18 protein-coding genes are annotated in these 22,249 nt (G+C 49.2%); 13 read left to right on the forward strand and 5 right to left on the reverse strand.

Going from position 1 to position 22,249, the window contains the following annotated elements; genetic code table 11:
* The first annotated feature begins 249 nt into the window (after nt 1–249).
* The 4 genes from ACS5WU_RS04575 (at nt 250) to ACS5WU_RS04590 (ending at nt 7,815) form a co-directional block, all read left to right on the forward strand.
* Nucleotides 250–2,976, forward strand: a complete 2,727-nt coding sequence (locus ACS5WU_RS04575) for a family 78 glycoside hydrolase catalytic domain (RefSeq protein ID WP_465089001.1) — start codon at nt 250–252, stop codon at nt 2,974–2,976.
* Between the two features lie 1,180 nt (nt 2,977–4,156).
* Nucleotides 4,157–5,671 carry a sugar ABC transporter ATP-binding protein gene (locus ACS5WU_RS04580; protein WP_059109061.1) on the forward strand — a complete coding sequence of 505 codons (1,515 nt, stop codon included), beginning with the start codon at nt 4,157–4,159 and terminating at the stop codon, nt 5,669–5,671.
* A 29-nt stretch (nt 5,672–5,700) separates the two neighbouring features.
* A complete protein-coding gene (locus ACS5WU_RS04585; protein ID WP_082103526.1) occupies nt 5,701–6,681 on the forward strand; it encodes an ABC transporter permease in 981 nt (326 codons plus the stop codon).
* 57 nt (nt 6,682–6,738) lie between these two features.
* Nucleotides 6,739–7,815: a sugar-binding protein gene (locus ACS5WU_RS04590; protein WP_302760078.1), complete on the forward strand. Its 1,077-nt coding sequence runs from the start codon at nt 6,739–6,741 to the stop codon at nt 7,813–7,815.
* 188 nt (nt 7,816–8,003) lie between these two features.
* On the opposite strand, the gene ACS5WU_RS04595 is transcribed toward ACS5WU_RS04590, so the two are convergent.
* A complete protein-coding gene (locus ACS5WU_RS04595) occupies nt 8,004–9,050 on the reverse strand; it encodes a Gfo/Idh/MocA family protein (protein ID WP_046444081.1) in 1,047 nt (348 codons plus the stop codon).
* A 164-nt stretch (nt 9,051–9,214) separates the two neighbouring features.
* Between ACS5WU_RS04595 and ACS5WU_RS04600 the strand changes: the two genes are divergently transcribed.
* The 6 genes from ACS5WU_RS04600 to ACS5WU_RS04625 all read left to right on the forward strand — a co-directional run bounded on the left by ACS5WU_RS04600 (nt 9,215) and on the right by ACS5WU_RS04625 (nt 15,349).
* Nucleotides 9,215–10,366: a Gfo/Idh/MocA family protein gene (locus ACS5WU_RS04600; RefSeq protein ID WP_302760079.1), complete on the forward strand. Its 1,152-nt coding sequence runs from the start codon at nt 9,215–9,217 to the stop codon at nt 10,364–10,366.
* Nucleotides 10,367–10,422: 56 nt separating this feature from the next.
* A complete protein-coding gene (locus ACS5WU_RS04605) occupies nt 10,423–11,343 on the forward strand; it encodes a helix-turn-helix domain-containing protein (RefSeq protein WP_046444083.1) in 921 nt (306 codons plus the stop codon).
* Between the two features lie 195 nt (nt 11,344–11,538).
* A complete protein-coding gene (locus ACS5WU_RS04610; RefSeq protein ID WP_046444084.1) occupies nt 11,539–12,570 on the forward strand; it encodes a TIM barrel protein in 1,032 nt (343 codons plus the stop codon).
* Between the two features lie 92 nt (nt 12,571–12,662).
* Nucleotides 12,663–13,286 carry a DUF4867 family protein gene (locus tag ACS5WU_RS04615; RefSeq protein WP_302760081.1) on the forward strand — a complete coding sequence of 208 codons (624 nt, stop codon included), beginning with the start codon at nt 12,663–12,665 and terminating at the stop codon, nt 13,284–13,286.
* Nucleotides 13,287–13,306: 20 nt separating this feature from the next.
* On the forward strand, nt 13,307–14,797 hold the full coding sequence (locus ACS5WU_RS04620) for an L-fucose/L-arabinose isomerase family protein (RefSeq protein WP_330697068.1): 1,491 nt from the start codon (nt 13,307–13,309) through the stop codon (nt 14,795–14,797).
* Between the two features lie 303 nt (nt 14,798–15,100).
* Complete coding sequence (locus ACS5WU_RS04625) at nt 15,101–15,349, forward strand: hypothetical protein (RefSeq protein ID WP_131924659.1); 249 nt, start codon at nt 15,101–15,103, stop codon at nt 15,347–15,349.
* Nucleotides 15,350–15,424: 75 nt separating this feature from the next.
* On the opposite strand, the gene ACS5WU_RS04630 is transcribed toward ACS5WU_RS04625, so the two are convergent.
* Nucleotides 15,425–15,604, reverse strand: a complete 180-nt coding sequence (locus ACS5WU_RS04630; RefSeq protein ID WP_046444087.1) for a hypothetical protein — start codon at nt 15,602–15,604, stop codon at nt 15,425–15,427.
* A gap of 181 nt (nt 15,605–15,785) precedes the next feature.
* Between ACS5WU_RS04630 and ACS5WU_RS04635 the strand changes: the two genes are divergently transcribed.
* Nucleotides 15,786–16,718 carry a YitT family protein gene (locus tag ACS5WU_RS04635; RefSeq protein WP_082674820.1) on the forward strand — a complete coding sequence of 311 codons (933 nt, stop codon included), beginning with the start codon at nt 15,786–15,788 and terminating at the stop codon, nt 16,716–16,718.
* On the opposite strand, the gene ACS5WU_RS04640 is transcribed toward ACS5WU_RS04635, so the two are convergent.
* From ACS5WU_RS04640 to ACS5WU_RS04650, 3 genes are read right to left on the reverse strand one after another with little or no spacing between them, the layout of a single operon-like run.
* Nucleotides 16,715–17,749 (reverse strand): 2-hydroxyacid dehydrogenase, encoded by a 1,035-nt coding sequence (locus tag ACS5WU_RS04640; protein ID WP_302760082.1) that lies wholly within the window; start codon nt 17,747–17,749, stop codon nt 16,715–16,717. The two genes, ACS5WU_RS04635 and ACS5WU_RS04640, sit on opposite strands and share 4 nt — an antisense overlap.
* A 24-nt stretch (nt 17,750–17,773) precedes the next feature.
* Nucleotides 17,774–18,034, reverse strand: a complete 261-nt coding sequence (locus ACS5WU_RS04645) for a hypothetical protein (RefSeq protein ID WP_046444089.1) — start codon at nt 18,032–18,034, stop codon at nt 17,774–17,776.
* 51 nt (nt 18,035–18,085) lie between these two features.
* On the reverse strand, nt 18,086–19,024 hold the full coding sequence (locus ACS5WU_RS04650; RefSeq protein ID WP_307757335.1) for a DMT family transporter: 939 nt from the start codon (nt 19,022–19,024) through the stop codon (nt 18,086–18,088).
* A 180-nt stretch (nt 19,025–19,204) separates the two neighbouring features.
* Here ACS5WU_RS04650 and ACS5WU_RS04655 point away from each other — a divergent pair, with 180 nt between their 5' ends.
* Nucleotides 19,205–21,139, forward strand: coding sequence for an aconitate hydratase (locus tag ACS5WU_RS04655; RefSeq protein ID WP_302760083.1), 1,935 nt, complete (start codon nt 19,205–19,207; stop codon nt 21,137–21,139).
* Nucleotides 21,140–21,271: 132 nt separating this feature from the next.
* The gene (locus ACS5WU_RS04660) at nt 21,272–22,222 is read left to right on the forward strand and encodes a 3-oxoacyl-ACP synthase III family protein (RefSeq protein WP_046444092.1); all 951 of its coding nucleotides are present in this window, start codon (nt 21,272–21,274) and stop codon (nt 22,220–22,222) included.
* Nucleotides 22,223–22,249: the final 27 nt, after the last annotated feature.

Consider the following 22,249-nt stretch of genomic DNA (forward strand, 5'->3'; position numbering starts at 1 on the left):
ATAACCTGTTGAATGGGAATGATTTGTCAGCATTCATTTGTTAACATTTATTAGATCAATTATAGCAGGAAACATCAAAATTGTCCAATATGACGTAAAAAAAGGATTTTAAACAAAACAGTTGTTTTACCATATTTTTTTTACCGGCAAGTCATTTACAATTAAAAACAGAACGACTTGTAACTATGGTCCTGACCTGTTTAAAACACACTGCTCAGCATAAAGAGAAAGGAAGCGTTTGTTTTGGATATGATGTGCTTTGATTTGAAATGCGAAGGAATGGAAAGACCGGCCTGCATAGACGTGGAAAAGCCGCTCTTCAGCTGGAAGCTTTGGTCCGGGAGGGAAAATGTGGTGCAGACGGCTTACCGAATCCGTGTGGCGCAAAACGCGAATGGGCTTGAGGGCAAGGAAATGTGGGATTCGGGGAAGACGGAATCCGACACTTCGACAGGCGTTTGTTATGGAGGACCTCCCCTCGGCTCCTGTACGGAATATGTATGGACGGTGACGGTATGGGATAACTACGGAAATATGGATGTTGTCCGTTCCTTTTTTGGAACCGGACTTCGGGAGGATGACTGGCGGGCAAATTGGGTAGAGCCGCAGCAGGTCCCTGCTTTCCATGAGCCTTCGCGGGGAACCTTGAAGCTGGTAAAGCATGATATCGATCCGGAAAAAATAAAAATGAATCCCACCCAAATGATAAGAAAAAATTTTTCCCTCAAAAACAAGATACATAAAGGGCGTCTTTATGTGACGGCACACGGCATTTACACAGCCAGGATTAACGGAAGGCGGGTTGGGAACGTGGAGCTTGCGCCGGGAAACACCTCGTATCGCCATTATCTGGAATATCAGGCCTACGACGTAACCAACCTGATAAAATCCGGCGAGAATGCGATTGGTATCACGATTGCGGACGGCTGGTGGAGCGGAAAAGTAGGACTGACTGGATTAAGCTGCCAATATGGAGACCGGGTGGCAGCCCTGTTTCAGATAGACGTGGAGTATGAAGACGGCAGCAGGGAAGTTATTTGCTCGGATTCGGACTGTAAGAGCCATGAGGGACCGGAGCGCTATGCGGACCTTTTTGTAGGCGAAAAGTATGACGCGCGTCTTGAACAGGATGGTTTCAGCACCTGTGGATTTGATGCAAGGGACTGGACTGCCGTTACGGTAAAAGAGTACGGCTTTTCCAATCTTAGGGCGCAGTATGGGGGCCCTGTAAAGGTTTGTAAGGTGTTGAGGCCCGTAAAAGTGTGGAAGGCGCCCAATGGCGATGTGCTGCTGGACACCGGACAAGTGCTCGCTGGCAAGCTGCGTATGCGTGTACGTGGGGAGGCGGGCTGCGAGGTCAGGCTGGAACATACGGAGACATTGGATAAGCAGGGAAATTACCTGCGGAATATTTTAGGCGTATATACAAACCAGCAGGATACCTACATTTTGAAAGGCGGGGAAGAAGAGGAATTTGAGCCGATGTTTACCTATCACGGATTTCGTTATGTACGTATTACAGGGTATCCCAGGATGCCCACCGTCGACGATTTTGACGTGCTGGTGATTTGTTCCGAAATGGAAGATACCGGACGTTTTGTTTGCAGCGACGACCGGCTGAACCGGTTGCAGCACAATATTTATTGGAGCCAGATCAGCAATATGGTCTCTATCCCGACGGATTGCCCGCAGCGGGAAAAGGGCGGCTGGCTGGGCGACGCGCAAATCTATGCGCCGACTGCGTCCTATAATACCGATACCCTTGATTTTTTCAAACGCTGGCTCAGGAATATGCGCGAAGACCAGTTGGAGGACGGGCAGGTTCCGGTTGTGGTGCCTTATATCAGCGCATATTACCCGGGAAATCTATCATCGGCAAAGAATGGTCCCAAACGCCGGAATTGTTCCGCAGCATGGGGAGACGCGTGTGTAATCCTCCCATGGGAGCTTTATCAGGCATATGGCGATATTTCCGTACTCAGGGAAAATTATGCGATGATCCAGAAGTGGCTTGGGTATGTCGAAAAAACAGCGCGCACAGAGTTTCCGGATGTTCGGGAAACGCTTGCGCCGGCGCGCAAAGAACGGATGAAGTACCTTTGGAATACGAATTTTCACTATGGGGACTGGCTGACGCCCAGTGTCAGCTTTAATTTTGATACGGGCGATGTGGATATGGTAAAAAGCGCTTACGCAACTATGGATATCGTTCCCAGTTGTTTCTTCGCGTTTTCCACATCGTTAGCGGCAAAGATTGCTTCCATATTAGGGAAAGAAGCGGATACGGAATACTATGAACGGTTGCACGGGAATATTAAAAAGGCGTTTCTGGAGGAATTCTATACGGAGGAGGGATTCTTAAAAACAGAGCTGCAGGGGGTATATGTCCTTGCGCTCCGTTTTGGTCTCGTGCCTGAGGGAGGGAAGCAAAAATTGATCGACAAACTGGTTTCGTTGATTGAAGGAAACGGCTGGAAACTCGATACGGGAATCGTTTCGGTGCCCTATCTGCTTGACGTATTGACGGAAGCGGGACGGGCAGATGCTGCATACCGGCTCCTCTTTCAGGACCAGTGCCCTTCTTGGCTGTATATGGTCAAAATGGGAGCTACCTCCATATGGGAGGCGTGGCAGGCAATCATGCCAGACGGTACGCCTACTACGGTATCCTATAACCATTATGCGTTTGGCTGTGTGGGAGACTGGATGTACCGAACGATAGCAGGAATTACCGCCTTGGAACCGGGCTACAAAAAAATTTGTTTTGAGCCAAGGCCGGGAGGCGGAATTAACTGGGCGAAAGGATGCTATGACAGCGTTTACGGGAGGATTTCCTGTAAGTGGCGAAAAGCGCATGGCCTGTTCCGCATAGAGGTTACTGTGCCGCCGAACGCGACTGCAAGCGTAGTACTGCCGAATGGGAAATGTATTGAAATTGGTTCTGGGAAATACTATTTTACCTGTCCCGTACAATAAAGCAATAGGAGCTTTAAGAAAAAATAGCCTGAATACCCTTCACAGAATGTCAGTAGGAGATTTAAACGATATTGTCTAAAATAAGGATGGCTTAACTGCGCGGATTTTGGACAAAATGACATTGTATGAAACGGGCTGAAACAGGCGCGGATAAATTCAAATCCTGTCCCCGCAACCATTACTGCAAAAGGTTTTCGGAAAAATCCGAGAGCCTTTTTATTTTTGTGATAGTTTCTGTGCAAAGAAACATGAAGTTATGAATAATTGATTAAATAAACAAATACTCATAAGATACTTTAAGTATTTCTTTTATCGCTTTGATTTCATAAGTATAAATATGCCGTTGTTCCTGCTTCGATTTTTGCAACTACGCTTCTGGTCAGGTCACAGCCTTTTGTCTGCAACCGAGCCGACAAATCTTCCTGTGTCGTGTTTGCCCGTATACGAAATTTCGCTATCTGTTTACCAATTATGTTATCGTAATTATAATCTGCCCTACATAAGGGGGGAAAGCATTGATGGTAAATAATATTAATAAGGAAACGACTATATAGTTTGTTTGCGGTTATGAGATTTTGATATCCCCAATCTGTGAAAGAAGCCTCTATTGAGCAAAGAAGTCTGAATTAGGGCTGTAAAACATACTGGCTTTTCAAACAAAAAATGAATCACTGTAATAGCAAATTCATCATGAATTACGACCTTCGAAATATGACCGCGCAAATCCACTTTCCAGAACCGGAAAATAACAGGATATGCTTCAAAATGCTGAAATAGCCGCACTGATCTGATTTTAGAGAAGGTTCTTTCAGGGCCGTTTCCTACTGAAAAAAATCAGGGTGTTCTTTATGACAAAACAATGCGAAAATAAAAAGCGCAAAATCAGCAAATGTGTATCTATTAAAATAGCAAAAGTGTCTATATGGATTACAGGAAATTGAGATATCATCAGATTAATGAAACCGGGTATTGATTTTACAAAAGGAAAAAGTACCCGTCACGCTTTTCAAAATAAAACAACAGAAACAATACAATAGGACAAGATCGTTTCAGCGAAAGCAGCAGGAGACACCGTGGTTTGAGAAAAAAGCGGTGTATTGAATATTACCAATGAGAAAAACAGAATAGTTTTCCAACATGAATAGCATAAATAAAGGTGCTGTGGGAGGAGGATGAGCGAATGGGCAATGAAGTTTTGAGGGTGAAAGACATTGAAAAATCATTCCCGGGCGTCAGAGCATTACATGACGTTAACTTTTCAATTAAGGCGGGAGAGGTACACGCGCTGATCGGAGAGAACGGAGCGGGCAAATCAACGCTGATGAAGATTTTGAGCGGTGTCTACACAAAGGATGGAGGACAGGTTTTCATTGACGGCAAGGAAGTGGAAATCCATTCTCCGGAGCACGCGACACAGCTTGGAATCAGCATTATTTATCAGGAATTGAACCTGATGCCGAACCTGAGTATTGGCGAGAATATTTTTATGGGCAGGGAAAAAAGAAAGGGTTTGCTTTTTGATTCCAAAACGACACAGAAAGAAGCGTCGATGTATTCCAAAGAGGTTGGCCTCCATATTGACGTGAATACGCTTGTGAAAGATCTTTCGATTGCGCAGAGGCAGATGGTGGAGGTCGCGAAAGCACTTTCAGTGAATTCAAAGGTCATCATTATGGACGAGCCAACTTCATCCCTCACGGAGCGGGAAAACGAGATTTTGATGGGCATTATCCGCAAACTGCGCGATCAGGGAAAGGGCATCGTATTTATTTCGCATAAGCTGAGCGAAATATTTGAGATTGCGGATCGCATTACGGTGCTGCGCGACGGAGAGTGCATTGATACGGTGCCTGCAGGTGAATGCAGCGAAGAAAAACTGATACAGATGATGGTTGGCAGGGAAATCAACGATCTGTTCCCCAAGGTGTCGGCGCGGCGTGGGGAAAAGATTATGGAGGTAAGCCACCTTACCTCGGGAAAAGCGGTACAGGATGTAAGCTTTTCGCTTTACAGGGGCGAGGTGCTCGGTTTTGCCGGGCTTGTAGGTGCCGGACGCAGTGAAACGATGGCGGCAATCTTTGGCACAGAGCGAATGGATTCCGGCGAGATTACAATAGATGGAAAGAAGATAGGAAACCATCAGGCGAGCGATTCTATTGCGCTCGGTATGGGGTTTGTCCCGGAAGACAGAAAGTTGCAGGGCCTCATCCTTGGGATGGCGGTGCGCGAAAATGTTACGATGGCAAGCCTTGAAAGCGTGAGCAAGGGGAACCTGATCAAATCGAGGGAAGAAAGCAAAGTTACGAATTATTATGTGGAAAAGCTTTCGATCAAGACTCCGGGAATCGAACAAAAAACAGAGAACCTTTCGGGCGGCAACCAACAAAAGGTGGTTATTGCCAAATGGCTTGCAACACATCCAAAGATCCTGATTCTGGACGAGCCGACAAGAGGCATAGATGTTGGAGCTAAAAAGGAAATCTATATGCTGATGAATACGCTGGTACAGGAGGGCGTCAGCATCATCATGGTATCGTCCGAGCTTCCGGAGGTAATCGGCATGAGCGACAGGATCGTCGTGATGAATGAAGGCAAAATAAAAGGGATCGTGTCCAGGGAGGAAGCGACGCAGGAAGGCATTATGTCTATTATCCTGCAGGGGCAGGATGACCAACCTGAGCCACAGCAGGCATAAAAGTATTCGAAAAGGATGGAGAGATATTTATGAAAAATTCAGAAAGTATGACGTTGAAATCACCTAATATTTTTGTGAAATTCAAGAATTCGGCATCATTTGGTATTGTGATCATTCTCGTAGCGCTTTGCGCCGTGCTCACGATCACAACCGGAAGTGCGTTTTTGTCCTCGGATAATCTGCTTTCGGTATTCAGGCAGTTTTCGTTTACGGCAATCATGGCAATCGGCGAATGCCTTGTCATCATTACCGCGGGTATCGACCTTTCGGTTGGTTCGATCTTTGCGTTTTCCGGCGTCGTTGGCGGCATGGCGATGGCAAACTGGGGAATGGGGACGCTTGGCGGCCTTGTAATGGGCTGCGCGGCAGGTCTTGCATTCGGCCTTGCGAACGGCCTTTTTGTAACAAAGCTCAAGTTGCCTCCGTTCATTGCGACGCTGGGCACCATGAGCATTGCGCGCGGGCTTTCTTACGGCATCACAGGCGGATACCCCATCAATAAATTACCGGACGGTTTTAAGTTTATTGGACAGGGCTACATTGCAGGAATCCCCACGCCGATCATTTTGCTGATTGTTGTGGCTATCATATTTGGCATTTTACTTCATAAATCAGTGGTGGGCCGACGGATTTACGCGATTGGCGGAAATGAAGAAGCCGCGCGTGTATCGGGCGTTCATGTGGACAGGGTTAAAATTCTTGTGTTTGCAATGAGCGGACTTCTTGCAGGCCTTGCGGGCCTTGCGACGGCGGCGCGCCTTGGCGTAGCACAATCCACAGCGGGGCAGGGTTATGAACTGGATGCAATCGCGGCGGTTATCATTGGCGGCGCAAGCGTAAACGGTGGCACGGGCAACATAGCGGGGCCGATACTCGGCGCGGCGATTATGGGCGTACTGCGAAACGGGCTGGTGCTGCTGAGCGTATCGGCTTACTGGCAGCAGGCGGTGCTTGGTATCGTTATCATACTGGCAGTTACATTTGATAAGCTGCGTTCTTCAAAACGGTAATACGGATTTATAATTTCTCTTGAAACAGAGGAAAAACTATACTAGGAGGAAAAAATTATGAAAAGAAATCTGAAACGGATATTGGGATGCGCTTTGGTCATGGTGCTTGTTTTTGCACTTGCGGCCTGCTCGATGGACGCGCCGGGTACGGAATCATCCGCACCGGCTGAGTCGTCGGTCCCGGCGGAATCCTCGGCGGCTCCGGCTGCAAGCTCGGATACTGGCGGAGCGGGCGCTGAAAAAGCGGATGGAGACATTACGATCGCAGTGGTTCCAAAGTCCCTGGATAATTCGATCTTTATTGACGCAAAGGTTGGCGCAGAGAATAAAGCGAAAGAACTTGGGATCAACATGGAATGGGTTGGGCCGGCAAAGTCGGACGCTGCAGAGCAGGTTAACGTAATTGAAGGCCTGATCCAGAAGAAGGTTGACGGCATCCTTATCAGCTGCAACGACGCGGACGCTTTGAAGGACGTGATTGATAAAGCGGTTGCGGCGGGCATCCCGGTTGGAACGTTCGACTCAGATTCGCCGGATTCGCAAAGAGCGTTTTATGCAGGAACCAACAACTATGAAATCGGCAAGCTGGGCGGCGAAAAAATGCTCGAAGCACTGCCGGACGGCGGTAAGGTAGCAATCCTGACAGGCGTGCTCGGAGCTCCAAACCTTGAGGAAAGGATCACAGGCTTCAAAGACGCTGTAGAAGGAAGTAACATTGAAGTACTCCCCGTGCAGACCGGCGAGGACGACGTACAGAAATCTGTTGAAGTTGTCGCCCAGTTTACAACGGCAAACCCGGACCTCGCAGGCTGGTTCTTTGACGGCGGCTGGCCGCTCTTTGCAGATCCGGATTCTTCTCCTGAGCTCAAGGAATTCTCGGCAAACGGAGGCAAGGTTATCTCTGTTGACAGCGCTTATCCCATGCTGCAATTCGTACAGCTCGATATGGTAGACCAGCTGATCGGACAGAATTATCCAAAGATGGGAGAAATCGGCATCGAGACACTCTACAAAATCATCAAGGGCGATACGAGCGTTGATCTGGGAGACGATACGCATTACATTGACACCGGATTTGAAGAAATCGATAAATCAAACGTGGAAGAAGCGCTGAAGACAAAAACAGCATATTAAGAATAAGAAGGATAAAACAGCGCCTTCGGCAGCACAGGCATTGAGACAAAAGGCCTTCTCCCTCCATGGAGGGGGAAGGCTGTTTTGTAAAAGAGGCAGGGGCTTGAGGGATAAGAAAAAAGACTGCCGGAATTGCGGCAGTCTGGTCAGAATGGCCCTTGTATAGTATGATGGAAAGGACAATTCCCTTAATCGATATGAATGATCACATTTTCCTCTGAGGAGCGATAAGCGGCCTCCATGATGCGCTGCACGCGTACAGCGTCGCTTGCCGGAGCCTCAAGGGGAAGGCCCTTTAAAATCGAGTTTGAAAAGCTCTCTATTTCGCGCGTGTACATGTTGCCAAAATCGCCGGCGATATCGACGCCGGTAAACGCGTTGTGATCCTGTTTGGGATCATAACCGCCAACGTTTTCCAGATACAGTGCGTTCAGGCTGCCGCCGTCGTTTTGGCCGATTACGTTTTCGCCCATCAGGCGGCCCTTGGTACCAAAAAGCTCAACCCGCCATTTTGCAGCCTGGTCAGGAATATTGAAGTTTGTCTGGATTACGCACTGCGCGCCGTTTTCAAGCTCGAGCAAAACAGTAGAGGAATCCTCAACGTCGTAGTGGAACACTACCGTGTCGTTCATGGCTGCAACGCGCCGGACGCGGCTGCCGGTGATATATTGCATGAGGTCTATCGTGTGCACGCCCATATCCATCATACACCCGCCGCCGGACATGGCTTTTACCTGCCTCCAGTTGCCTTCCATATCCGGGTTCCAAAGCGTGAACTGGGAATAGCCTGATACGACCTGGCCGATGCGTCCGTCCTGGACGGCGCGTTTCATTTCCATGATATGCGAACCAAAACGCATCATCAGCCCCGCGGCGATCCGGACTCCCTTTTTCTCGCAATGGTCGAGTACCTGCTGCCCTTCCTCGCTGGACATCGCAAGAGGCTTTTCAATCAGGATGTGCTTTCCCGCATCCGCTGCGGCGATTGCCTGTCTTCCATGGAAGGTGACGGGGGATGCGATATAAACGGCGTCCACCTCAGGATCGGCAAGAAGCTCATGCTCGTTTGTATAGCTGCGTTTGGCATGGTATTTATCGCGCAGCCTTTCGGCGTCTGCGGCGGAAACCTCCATAACGGCTGTAAGCTCGGCATTTTTCGCGTCCATCATGCCCGGCAGGGTACGACGGTCGGCAATTCCGCCGGCGCCAATGACTCCAAAACGTAATTTTTCCATTGTATGTAACCCTCACTCTCTTTGGTTCGTCTGCGGACGCGTGCAGCGTTCCGTCCAGATGATAATTTTATTATAACATTGTAAAAAACGAAAACAACGGTTTCGGGGAAAGAACGCAAACATATAAGACAAATCATAACAAACATAGGCGGGAGGATAAGCAAATGACAAAACTAAAGTACGGGATGGTCGGCGGCGGGCCGGGCGCGTTTATCGGCGCGGTGCACAGGGCGGCGATTCGCCTGAACGATGAAGCGCAGCTTGTGGCGGGATGTTTTTCGAATATTGAAGCAGAAATCGTGCAGGCAGGCGAGGAACTTGGAATAGACACACAGCGCAATTACCGGACCTTTGAAGAAATGGCCGAAAGGGAAGGCGCACGGGAGGATAAAATAGACTGGGTGGATATCGTTACGCCCAACCGGTTTCATTATCCTGCGGCAAAGCTGTTTTTACAGCAGGGCATCAGCGTGGCATGCGAAAAACCGCTGTGCTTCACGGTGAAGCAGGGTGAGGAACTCAAACGGCTCGCGCAGGAAAAAGGCTGCCTGTTTTGTGTGCCGTATACGTATACGGGGCATGTCATGACGCGCGAGGCGCGCCAGCTTTTCCGCAATGGCGTAATCGGAAAAGTACGTATGGTGATTGCCGAATATCCGCAGGATTGGCTGATTGACTCGCTGGAAAATGTGACGGAGGAGAATAAACCATGGCGGACGGATCCGGCGCTGTCGGGCAGGGGAGCGTGCGTGGCAGACCTTGGAACACATATTGAAAACTGGGTTAGTTATGTGACAGGGCTGAGCATCAGTTCGCTGTGCTGCAATCTTGACGTGTTTGGAACTGGCGGCATGCTGGACAATAACGTCGAGGTGCTTGTGAAATATGATGGCGGCGCGTCGGGAATGTACTGGACTTCACAGGTGGCGATCGGGTTTGATAACGCGCTTAAAATCAGGGTTTTTGGGGAAAAGGGCACGCTTGAATTTGTGCAGGAGGAAAACAACTACCTGAAGGTTTCGCTGCGCGGACAGCCGCCGATGGCCTACAGCCGCGGGGCGGCATATTTAACGCCAGAGGCGCAGGAGTATGTACGCGTGCCATGCGGGCATCCGGAAGGGCTGACGGAGGCGTTTGCTAATATCTACCGGGATTTTTGCGCTGCCCTGCGCGACCGGCGTGCCGGCAAAAAAGTCGTGGAGGAAAGCTACGGATATCCGACGATCGATATGGGGATTGAAGGAGTGCGGTTTTTAAGCAAATGCGTGGACAGCTCTGAAGCGGGCGCGGTCTGGGTAGATATGAACGGGGAATAAAATCCCGTTACCATTTGCTGATATGCTGTAGAAAAAACGTGTGAGGTGTATGTCCTATGGAATATGAATTCGTAACGCACATCAAGGGAACCAGCCTGAAGACCTTTGTCGTGGTGATCAATCAGCGGGAGTACCATTTCCACAGCGATATGGAAATCATGATGGTGCTTGACGGCAGCATGAGCCTTGACGATGGAAAGGAGCGCCACCTGCTGCGTAAAAATGATATCTTTTTATGCAACAGAAATGAAATACACAGTTTGCGGCATACGGACCAGAACAATATGTCTATTGTAATCCAGTTCGACCTTGACCTGTGCAAGGCCTATTATCCCAAAATAACCCATGTGCGGTTTCGGCACAAGCATATCATCAAGGAGAAATCCTACGAGTACTGGAACAGGCTGCGCCAGTGCATGATAGACATTGTCACCTGTTATACGCAGAAAAAGGACGGCCATCCAATCGAAATGATGGCAATACTCAACCATATGATTTATACGATGATCCAGTATGACAACTATATCCTGCTGGACGAAAAAACCGTGAACGCAGAAAGCCGGAACATGGACAGGATGCGGCATATCATAGAATACATCAAGGATAATTTTATGTATCCGATCACACTCAAGGAGATTGCGCATAAAGAAAAACTGGATATGTATTATCTTTCGCACTTTATCAAAAACTACCTTGGTATCTCCTTCCAGAAATATTTACGGCGCATCCGCGTGGAAAAAGCGGAAAACCTGCTTTTGAATACGGACCTGAACCTGATCGATATCTGTATGGAATGTGGATTTTCGGATTACAAGTACCTGAACAAGGCGTTTCAGGATGAATTCCACTGCTCGCCGACGGAGTACAGGAAAACCAATAAAAGACGGCAGGAGGACGTTTCGGAGTGCAGCGAGCAGCACATTATGATGGAGGCGGGCCGCGCACTTAAGGCCATTAAGAAAAATGAAAGCGAATGACAAAAAAAGGGAACAATCAAAACCACTGGATATGCGATAAAATATAGGATTTTTTCATGGAATAAACAATGGTGTCTTAAAAAAAAAGCAAAGCTGTCAGCATGAATTTTGCAGGAGTGCATATAATGATAATAAAGTTAACTTTATTCTTTTTTCATTGATAAAACAAAATACAGGCAGGAGGAAAATTGCACTATGGCAAAATTCAGATTTACCGTTGGCCCGTGGAATGTCCACGAAGGCAACGAAACATTCGGTCCGGGGATTCGTCCTTCGATTCCGCTGGAGGAAAAGCTTAAAACATTTGCAGAAATCGGCATGGATGGCGTACAGTTTCATGACGACGATGCGGTTCCGGATATCAATAATATGTCGGAGAAAGCGATCGTCGATTATGCGAAGGATTTGAAGGCCACGCTTGATAAAGACGGCTTGTTTGCGGAATTCGTCGCACCCCGCCTGTGGTTTGACGCGCATACCAACGACGGAGGCTTTACGGCAAGCAAAAAAGAGGATTATGATTTTGCGATCTGGAGGTCGCTGCGGTCGGTTGATATCGCACGGGCGCTTGGTACGGATAAGATACAGCTTTGGCTTGCAAGGGAAGGCACGCTTTGTGCCGAAGGGAAAAACCCTGTAGAAAAAATCATCCAGATGAGGGACGCGTTCAATACCATTCTGGAATACGATCCGGGTATCAAAATACTGATCGAGCCCAAGCCGAACGAGCCTATCGACAGGAGCTATTGCGGCACGGTAGGCCACGCGCTTACAGTCGGCGCAAATACGGTTGATCCGTCCCGTGTGGGCGTATGTATCGAAAGCGCGCATTCCATATTGGCAGGGCTTGATCCTGCGGACGATATGGCGCTTGCCATCACGTTTGGAAAATTATGGGGCGTACACCTCAACGATCAAAACGGCATACGCTACGATCAGGATAAGACCTTTGGAGTGGAAAACATCCGCGCTGCGTTTAACCAGGTGAAGGTGCTATACGAAAATAATTTTGGCGACAACGGCGAATGTGTGGGCCTTGATGTAAAATCCATGCGTACCCAGCCAGCAAGCGACTGCTACCGCCACATTATCAACAGCAAGAAAATATTTGAGCTGCTGCTTGAAAAGGTCAGGAAATTTGATTATAAATTCCAGGAGGAATGCGTCAGGGAACAAAACTTTGAAAAGCTTGAAATGTATGTGATGGAACTGCTTTTGAACGGCTGACGTTTCGCTTGGAAAATTTCAAAACACAATCTGTCATCGGGAGGGGAAGGCAACGCCGCTTTTCCCTCTTTTTTTAGAAGGGGGACAAATGAATGAATATTTTACCAATTACCTCGCCGCAGTTTGCCAAATACGGCAGGGTTCTGAAATTTAAAGGCGGCAAAGAGCTGCTGAAAGCAATGGAAAAAACGCCGATGCCTGACGATGTAATCTACGAGCCGGGCGACAAAGAACTGGAAAAGCTTGCCGCAGCAAAGGAGCTTAGGGATTCCATCTATGGGGAGCTGCCCATACAGGTAGGCTATTGTAATGGAAAAAACAATATGCTTAACGCCCTTGAATATCACCGGTCGAGCGAGATAGACATTGCGTGCACAGACCTCGTGCTGCTGCTTGGGATGGAGCAGGACATTGACCGCAGTACAAATACCTACGACACCTCAAAAATCGAGGCGTTCCTGGTGCCCGCGGCAACGGCGGTGGAGCTTTATGCAACGGCCCTGCATTATGCGCCGTGCGGCGTAAATGGGCAAGGCTTCCGCTGCGTGGTGGTATTGCCGCAGGATACCAATCTTCCGCTTTCACAGGCGCCGCAAAAAGAGGGGGAAGACGCGCTTCTGTTCGCAAAAAACAAGTGGCTGATCGCCCACCCGCAGAGCGGGCTTGATCAGGACGGCGCTTTTATAGGACTGGTTGGCGAGAATATCGCCCTGTAAACAAATAGGAGGTCAAATCGATGAGCACAATTTCAAATATTCCACAGGTAAAGCTTGGCATCATTGCGGTGAGCCGCGACTGCTTTGTCATCTCGCTTTCAGAACGCCGCCGGGCAGCGATCACAAACGCGTGCGCCGGACGTGGAATCGATATTTTTGAAGCAAAGACGACGGTAGAAAATGAAACCGATATGTTAAAGGCCGTGGATGAAGTAAACGCGGCGGGCTGTAACGCGCTGGTGGTGTTTCTGGGTAATTTTGGGCCGGAGACGCCGGAAACGCTGATAGCGCAGAAATTCGACGGGCCGGTGATGTATGCGGCAGCAGCGGAGGAAGCAGCGGACGACCTGATGAACGGGCGCGGGGACGCTTACTGCGGAATGCTGAACTGCTCCTATAACCTTGGGCTGCGAAACATACCGGCGGTAATTCCTTCCTATCCGGTGGGGAGTGCTGAGGATATCGCGCAAATGATTGCGGAGTTTATTCCGGTGGCGCGTACGCTCATAGGCATATCACACCTGAAAATCATCACGTTTGGGCCGCGCCCGCAAGACTTTTTTGCGTGCAACGCGCCAATCAAACCGCTTTATGATCTGGGCGTTGAAATCCAGGAAAATTCTGAGCTTGACCTGCTGATTGCCTACCGCGCCCATAAGGACGATACGCGTATTGCAGGCGTAGTGAAGGACATGGAACGGGAGCTTGGGGAAGGAAACACCTATCCGGACCTGCTGCCGCGTATGGCGCAGTTTGAGCTGACGCTCAAAGACTGGGCGGAGCAAAACAGGGGAGCCCGCGATTATGTGGCGTTTGCCAATAAATGCTGGCCTGCTTTTTCGGAAGAATTTGGATTCGAGCCCTGCTATGTTAACAGCAGGATGACCTCGCAAGGATATATAGTCGCGTGCGAGGTAGATATCTATGGAGCGCTTTCCGAATATATCGGCGCATGCGTTACGCAGGATGCCGTCACGATCCTCGATATCAATAATACCGTGCCCGAGGACCTGTATCAAAAAGAGATCAAAGGTAAGTACGATTATACGCTAAAGGATATCTTTATGGGTTTCCATTGCGGGAATACTCCGCTGTGCAAGCTTTCCAAAGGAGCGGTCAAATACCAGCTGATTTTGAATCGTTTGCTGGAAAACGGGGACGAGCCGGGCTTTACGCGCGGCACGCTTGAAGGGGATATCGCTCCGGGTGAGATTACCTTCTTCCGGTTGCAGAGTACGGCTGGCGGAGAGGTGAAATCCTACATCGCGCAGGGAGAGGTCCTGCCGGTTGGGACAGGGAGCTTTGGCGGCATCGGCATATTTGCCATACCGGAAATGGGACGTTTTTACCGCAACGTATTGGTTGAAAAGAGATATCCGCATCATGGCGCGGTAGCATTCGCGCATTGCGGGAAAACGTTGTTTACTATCTTCTCTTACCTAGGCGTGAAGGATATTGCCTTCAACCGCCCCAAAGGAATGCTTTATCCAACGGAAAATCCGTTTGATTAAGATAACTTCGTTTCGAACCTCCTTCAGGACAAAAAGAAAAACCGCAGGAATGCGGTTTTTCTTTTCTGTAAAAATGATGCGTGAATGGTAATAAATCAATGGAGATTGCACGCGCGCGGTCTGTAAGGGTTCGGAACCTGTCTGCCTTTTCATGGCGGCTGATCCTTTTTGTGTATTTTCTTACATTATTACGTTTTCCCCGGGGGTTTTAGGAACAAAACGTTTTGCCGCAGGTTCCCATGCTTTCCCTGTGCTTTGTGCGCTTTCTCTGCTGCGGCTGGGCTTTGCTTCTTTGGAAGGGGCATGCTATGGTATAGGTGTCTTGCGCAGGACGACAGAACACTGGTGTTGATTATCATTGCAGGGAGGTGCATCGTTATGCAGCGCTATGCGGACCGAACCTTTTATCGCGGAGAACTCACAGCCTATGGCGTGTGTCCAAAATGCAGGGTTATATGTAAATTCCGGTCAATGGACCAGGCTTCGGAAAACGAGTACAAATGCGGACATTGTGATACGCCTGTAAAAGTAGTCAAGCTTTCGAAAGCATAAAACAATCCCGGCGTATGAAGCCGTGGAGTTAGATTGCAAATATCAAAAGCCGCCCAATGTGAGGCGGCTTTTGTGTTATTCTTTTTCTTCAGATTCGTATTTTTGGGATTCCCGGGATTCCCTTTCATGCTCCCTGTGTTTGTCCACTTCCTCTTTGAGCCGCGCCTGCTTCTGGCTGTTTTCCGCCTCGTAAGCGTCGCGCTCCTTGCGGATTTCGTTATCGTGAACCGCGGAGCGGTGTCCGTGCATTGTCATTTTGTTTCCCTCCCTGCTTGATCGGTTTTATACATAATACACTCTTTGTTTTGTATATAAACCGGGAATTGTACGAAAGATGTAACAAGAAAGCAAACAATGGGAGAGTCAACTGTTATTTGTGCTAAAATAGTGAAAAAAGGGTATGCTGGATGCTTTTCAGAATGAGGAGGCAATTAGGATGAAGAAACGCATTAACGCCAAAACGCTGACGATCGATCTCATACTGTTCCTGGTGGGAAGTTTTGTATTTGCGATCGCGATTAATTCCTTTATATCGCCGAACAACATTGCGCCGGGAGGGCTGACCGGTATCGCGACTATGCTCAATTACGTGTTTGGGCTGCCCATTGGTACCATGGTGATCGTGATGAATATTCCTTTGTTTCTATTGGGATTTTTTGCATTCGGTTTTCAATTTGTGATCAAGACCGTCGCCGCGACGATCATTTCATCGGTGATGATTGATGTGACGGAGGGGCTGCTTCCGGTCTATCAGGGCGATCCGCTGATTACGATCGTATTTGGCGGAGCGCTTTATGGAGCGGGGATTGCGCTCATACTGATGCGCGGGGGCACGACGGGAGGCACAGACCTTGTCGCAAACCTCGTGAGCAAGCGGTGGCCGCATATTCCGATGGCGAAAATGATATTGATTACGAATGTGATCGTGGTTGCGTGCTCCGGCTTCGTATATGGGAACCTGGAAAGTCCACTGTACGCGATTATCGTCATTTTTATCGAATCAAAGGTAATCGACGCGATTTTGTACGGTACCAGCATTGCCACCGGTAAGATGCTGTTTATTATTTCAAAGAAAAACGACCTTATTGCAAATGAAATCATCTGCCGGCTTGGAAGGGGCGTTACGGCGCTCAAATCGCGCGGCGTATATACCGGCCAGGAAGGCGAGATGCTTGTTTGCGCGGTGCGCAGGCCGGAGGTAACGAAGATGTACCATCTGATCCATAAAATCGATCCCAACGCCTTTATTATCGTAGGAGAGGCGGGGCAAATCAGGGGCGTTGGCTTTCAGCCGAACGACGATCCTGCGGCGAAGGGCTTTTGCAAGCCCTGTATGGAGGACGAGAAGGCAAATCAGGGAGAAATTTAAAAACACCGTTTGTTATGGAACTTATCACACGAGGGCATTGATTTGCACTGGTAACAGATTTCGTTAAACAGGGGCTGGTCCTGAAAATATGCGCTTAAGTTTTCGAGCGTCACCCGGGCGATATTCTGCAATGCTTCCCTCGTAAGAAACGCCTGGTGGGACGTAATGATTACGTTGGGCATGGAAATCAGCCGCGCGAGAACATCGTCCTGCACGACGGTATTGGAAAAGTCTTCGAAAAAGAGCTCGCTTTCCTCCTCATATACGTCAAGCCCCGCCGCACCGATTTTTCCGCTTTTCAGTCCGTCTACAAGCGCCTCGCTGTCAATAAGGGCTCCGCGGGATGTATTGATCAGAGTTACGCCGTCTTTCATACCTGAAATAGAGCCGCCATTAATGAGATGCTGCGTTTCCTTTGTCAGCGGGCAGTGCAGGGAGATTACGTCCGATTCGCGGCAAAGGGTGGCAAAGTCCACATATTCGATGCCCAGCTCCTCATTCGGATGAAGGTCGTACGCAAAGATTTTCATGCCGAAGCCCTTGCAGATATCGATAAAAATCTGGCCGATCTTCCCGGTGCCTACTACGCCCGCGGTTTTTCCGTGCAGGTCAAAGCCGGCAAGGCCGCTTAAGCTGAAATTAAATTCCCGCGTACGGTTGTAGGCGTGATGGATTTTGCGGTTCAAAGTCAAAAGCAGGGCCATTGCATGCTCGGCTACGGCGTATGGCGAATAAGCGGGTACGCGCAGGATATGTATTTTATCCCAGGCGGCCTTGAAATCAACGTTGTTGTAGCCCGCGCTGCGCAATGCAAGCACGCGGATACCATTCTGGTAAAGAACGTCTATCGTTTCCGCATCTACCGTATCATTTACAAAGGCGCATACGCCGTCGCAGCCGCCCGCCATAACCGCAGTGTCCGCATTCAGCTTGTTTTCAAAATATTTCAATTCAAAACCGTATTCGCGGCTGTACTCGTTAAACCATGTTTTGTCGTATGGCTTCGCGTCGTAAAAAGCAATTTTTTTCATGGGATCCCTTCTTTTGGCAGTCTGTCAGCTGTCCAGAATTTGTATTTCAAATTTATCATAGGGGAACCTGTCCACAAAATCATCCGGCTTGAATGTCGCCTTGCGGAACAGCCCCATTTGTTTGGTATGATTGGAATGCCACATGGGTACTTCTATGTCGAATTCTTTGGCAAAGCTTTCGAGGCACTCCAAAAGAGCGTCCGAAAAATCCGGCTTGCTGCTTGTGCAGGTGCTGGCGAGAAGCGTTTTACCATTTTTGTATAATTTGCCCCATACTGTAATCATTTCTTAATAACCGTCCTTCTTTTTATTGTAACCAGATAACCTGAAGCGCTATCAGTTTTTGTAGAGCGCCGCATTCTTTTTTGGCGGGCGAACCTTGTTGATTATGATGATTCCGGCGCAAACAAGCAGCAGCGCCAAAAGGCTTTGCAGGTGGAAGGCCTGATCTGTTTCTCCTAGCAGCAGCGCGGAAAGGAGTACGCCGCATACCGGTATCATAAAGCCGAATACGGCAACCCTGGAAACCGGATTGTATTTCAGGAGCATCCCCCATACGGAATAGGCAATCGCGGAAACAAGCGCCAGGTAAATAAGCATGAGCATTCCCTGCATTGTAATATGGGGGAGCGCGCCGCCCAGCAAAAGTCCGACGATTGTCATCACAATACCGCCGAATAAAAACTGGTATCCGGAAAGAACCACAGGATCTTCCTGTTTGGAATAGATTTTGATCATGGACGAGGACATGGCATAGGCAATGTTCGAAAACAGGATAAAGCCCTCGCCGAAAAAGGTGAAGCCGGAAACGGAGCCAAGGCTTTGCAGGTTAACGACAATAATGCCGGAAAATCCAAGCAGGCAGCCTACAAACTTTGCTTTTGTGAATTTTTCCTGCCGGAACAAAAAGCATGCGATCAGGATGGCCAGAAAGGAGGAAGTGCCTCCGATGATTGCGGATTTCACTGCGGTGGTGTTCGCAAGGCCAATATAAAAAAACAGATATTGGGCAATCGTCTGGACGAGGGCCAGTTTGCCAATGCTCGGCAGGGAGGCCTTCTGCGGAAGAAGAAACCGTTTTTTCAATACGCTGCCGATAAGAATGGCAAGCGCGCCAGCAAGAGCAAAACGAAGCCCCGCGAAAAGGATTTGCGAGGCGGTGTCCCCTGAGGAGATCGCAAAGGCGGCATAGCCGAGCTTTACCACCGGGAAGGCGCTTCCCCAGAGCAGGCAGCATACGATTGCTAAAACGAATACGACGATATTTTTTTGCAAAAACTGCTTCTGTGTTTTTTGCCGCATATGACACCAACTTCACATTGAATTAATGATACTATACTATATTATATAGTCGACAGCGTCAAAAAGAAAGGCACGCTACTTGAAAAAAGTAGGTAAAACGTATAAAATAAGCAGGTATATAATTAAGTAGAATAACGGAGGCAAAGAAAAAGAATGGGTAAACCGCTGGCTTATAAAATATTGGAGCAACACCTCGTTTCAGGCGAAATGATTCCCGGAAGCGAGGTTTCCATCCGTATCGATTACACGCTGACACAGGACTCTACCGGAACAATGGCATACCTGCAGTTTGAAGCGATGGGCATCGACCGCGTAAAGACCAAACGGTCTGTGGCGTATATTGACCACAATACGCTGCAAAGCGGATTTGAAAACGCGGACGACCATAATTATATTATGAGCGTCGCAAAAAAACACGGAATCTATGCTTCGCGTCCGGGCAATGGTATCTGCCATCAGGTGAATCTGGAGAGATTCGGCGTGCCGGGGGCTACGCTTCTCGGATCAGACAGCCACACGCCAACGGGCGGCGGGATTGGAATGATTGCAATCGGCGCGGGTGGCCTTGACGTTGCAGTGGCAATGGGCGGCGGCGCATATTACCTGAATTGCCCTGAATTTGTAAATGTGGAGCTTGTGGGAGAGCTGAAACCGGGCGTATCGGCAAAGGACGTGATTTTGGAAGTGCTGCGCGTGATGAGCGTAAAAGGCGGCGTGGGTAAGATCATCGAATATACGGGCGAGGGTGTGAAAGCCCTTTCTGTTCCGGAGCGCGCCACCATTACCAATATGGGAGCGGAGCTTGGAGCGACGACCTCCATTTTCCCCAGTGACGAAGCCACAAGGGAATTCCTCGCGGCGCAGGGCAGGGAAAAAGACTTTACGCCTCTTTCTGCGGATGCGGACGCGCAGTATGACGAGCACATTGTAATTGACCTTGGCACGCTGCAGCCAATGGCCGCGATGCCGCACAGCCCGGATAACGTCAAGACGATCGGGGAAATCGGCCCGATCAAAGTAGACCAGGTATGTATTGGAAGCTGCACCAACGCTTCCTATCGCGACCTGATGCGCGTTGCGGCTATCCTGAAAGGAAAGACAGTAAACCCGCATATAAGCCTGACGATTTCACCCGGCTCCAAGCAGGTGATGAATATGCTGGCCAAAAACGGGGCGCTTGCCGATATGATCGATGCGGGCGCGCGCATTCTGGAATGCGCATGCGGACCGTGCATCGGCATGGGGCAGTCTCCAGCGACGGATGCGGTTTCCGTGCGTACCTTTAACAGGAATTTCTTCGGAAGAAGCGGGACAAAAAGCGCAAGCGTATATCTCGTAAGTCCTGAAACGGCTGCGGTGACAGCATTAAACGGATACTTATCGGATGCGATGGAGCTTTCAGACCTTTCGATCCTCGACGTCGATATGCCGGAGCAATTTGAGGTAAACGACAACATGATTATTCCTCCAGCGGAATGCGCGTGTGAGGTAGAAGTGGTACGCGGTCCGAACATCAAGCCCTTCCCCAAACACGAGCCGCTTGCGGATGAGATCGAGGCGGAGGTTATGCTGAAAATGGAGGACAACATCACGACAGATCACATTATGCCCTCCAATGCAAAGCTGCTTCCGTACCGTTCCAATATCCCGTATCTGGCTGATTTTTGCCTGACGCCTGTGGACGAGACGTTTCCGGGCCGCGCAAAAAAAGCCGGAAAATCGATCCTTGTGGCAGGGCATAACTATGGGCAGGGCTCATCGAGAGAGCATGCTGCGCTTGCGCCGCTGTATCTTGGCGTAAAAGCCGTCCTTGCAAAGAGTTTTGCACGTATCCATATGGCAAACCTGATTAACAACGGAATTTTGCCGCTCACTTTTGTAAACGAAGCGGATTACGACAAGATCGATCAGGGCGACGTGCTGAAGATTACCGGCGTGCGTGAAAACGTAAAGGACAAGGAAATCTTTACCGTAAAGGACGAAACAAAGGGTGAAAGCTTTGAGGTAGAGCTTAGCATCTCGCCGCGTCTGCGCGAAATGCTGCTTGCCGGAGGACTGCTCAACTATACAAAAGAGGCGAATCAATAAAAATAAAGGGAGCGGGGGAGAGCGCGGCTTTTCCCCGGCTCCTGTTTTGATTGACATTTACAGTGGATTAGAATATTATTATACTGTCTAAATTTTGACTTTATATAAGATGACCACGTTACTGGAGGAAATATGGGTATACGTATCATGGGCACCGGCAGTTACCTGCCTGAAAAGGTGATGACCAATGAGGACTTTGAAAAAATTATAGATACGTCTGACGAATGGATCACAAAACGCACGGGTATCAAGCGCAGGCATTACGTGGAAAACGGAATGTGGAACAAGGATATGTGCGTAATCGCGGCAAACATCGCGATGAAGGAAGCGGGGATCACAAAGGACGATCTCGGCGGGATCGTGGTTGCATCGGTGACGAACGAAATGGGCGTACCTTCTGTGGCAAGCCAGATACAGCGCGAGCTTGAAATCCCTGTGGCAGTATGCTTTGACGTAAACTCCGCATGTACTGGGTTTATGTTTGCGCTAAAGGCGGTGGAAGGCCTTTTGAAACCGGGCGGCAAGCCGTTTCTGGTGTGCGGAAGCGAGACGCTCTCGCGTTTTATGAATATGGACGACCGCGCAAGCTGTATCCTGTTTGGGGATGGAGCGGGCGCTATGGTTGTGGAGTATGGCGATAACCTGGAGTATTTTGAGGTGTATTCCAAGCCGGATACGGACGGGCTCATTGAGATCAACGGCATGAATACGCTTGTGGACGGCATAGTCCAGCCTTCCTACGCATCGCTGAAAGGGCGCGAGGTATACGTATTTGCAACGCGCGAGGCGGAACGCGTCATCAACGTTGCGCTCGAGGAAACGGGCAAAACGCCTGAGGAAATCGACTGGTTCCTGATGCACCAGTCCAATCAGCGCATTACGAAAACCATCGCACAGCGCCTTGGACAGCCAATCGAAAAGTTTTATTCCAATATCGACGATACGTCCAATACGTCGGCTGCGAGCATTCCGATTGCGCTTGACCAGATGAACAAAAAGGGCTTGCTCAAAAAAGGGCAGAAGCTTGTAATCGCGGGCTTTGGCGGCGGACTGTCGTCCGGTTGTGCGGTATACGAGTGGTAAACAGGTAAAAACGCGGTTACAAAGCGT

It is taken from the genome of Christensenella sp. KGMB01412, assembly GCF_055522415.1.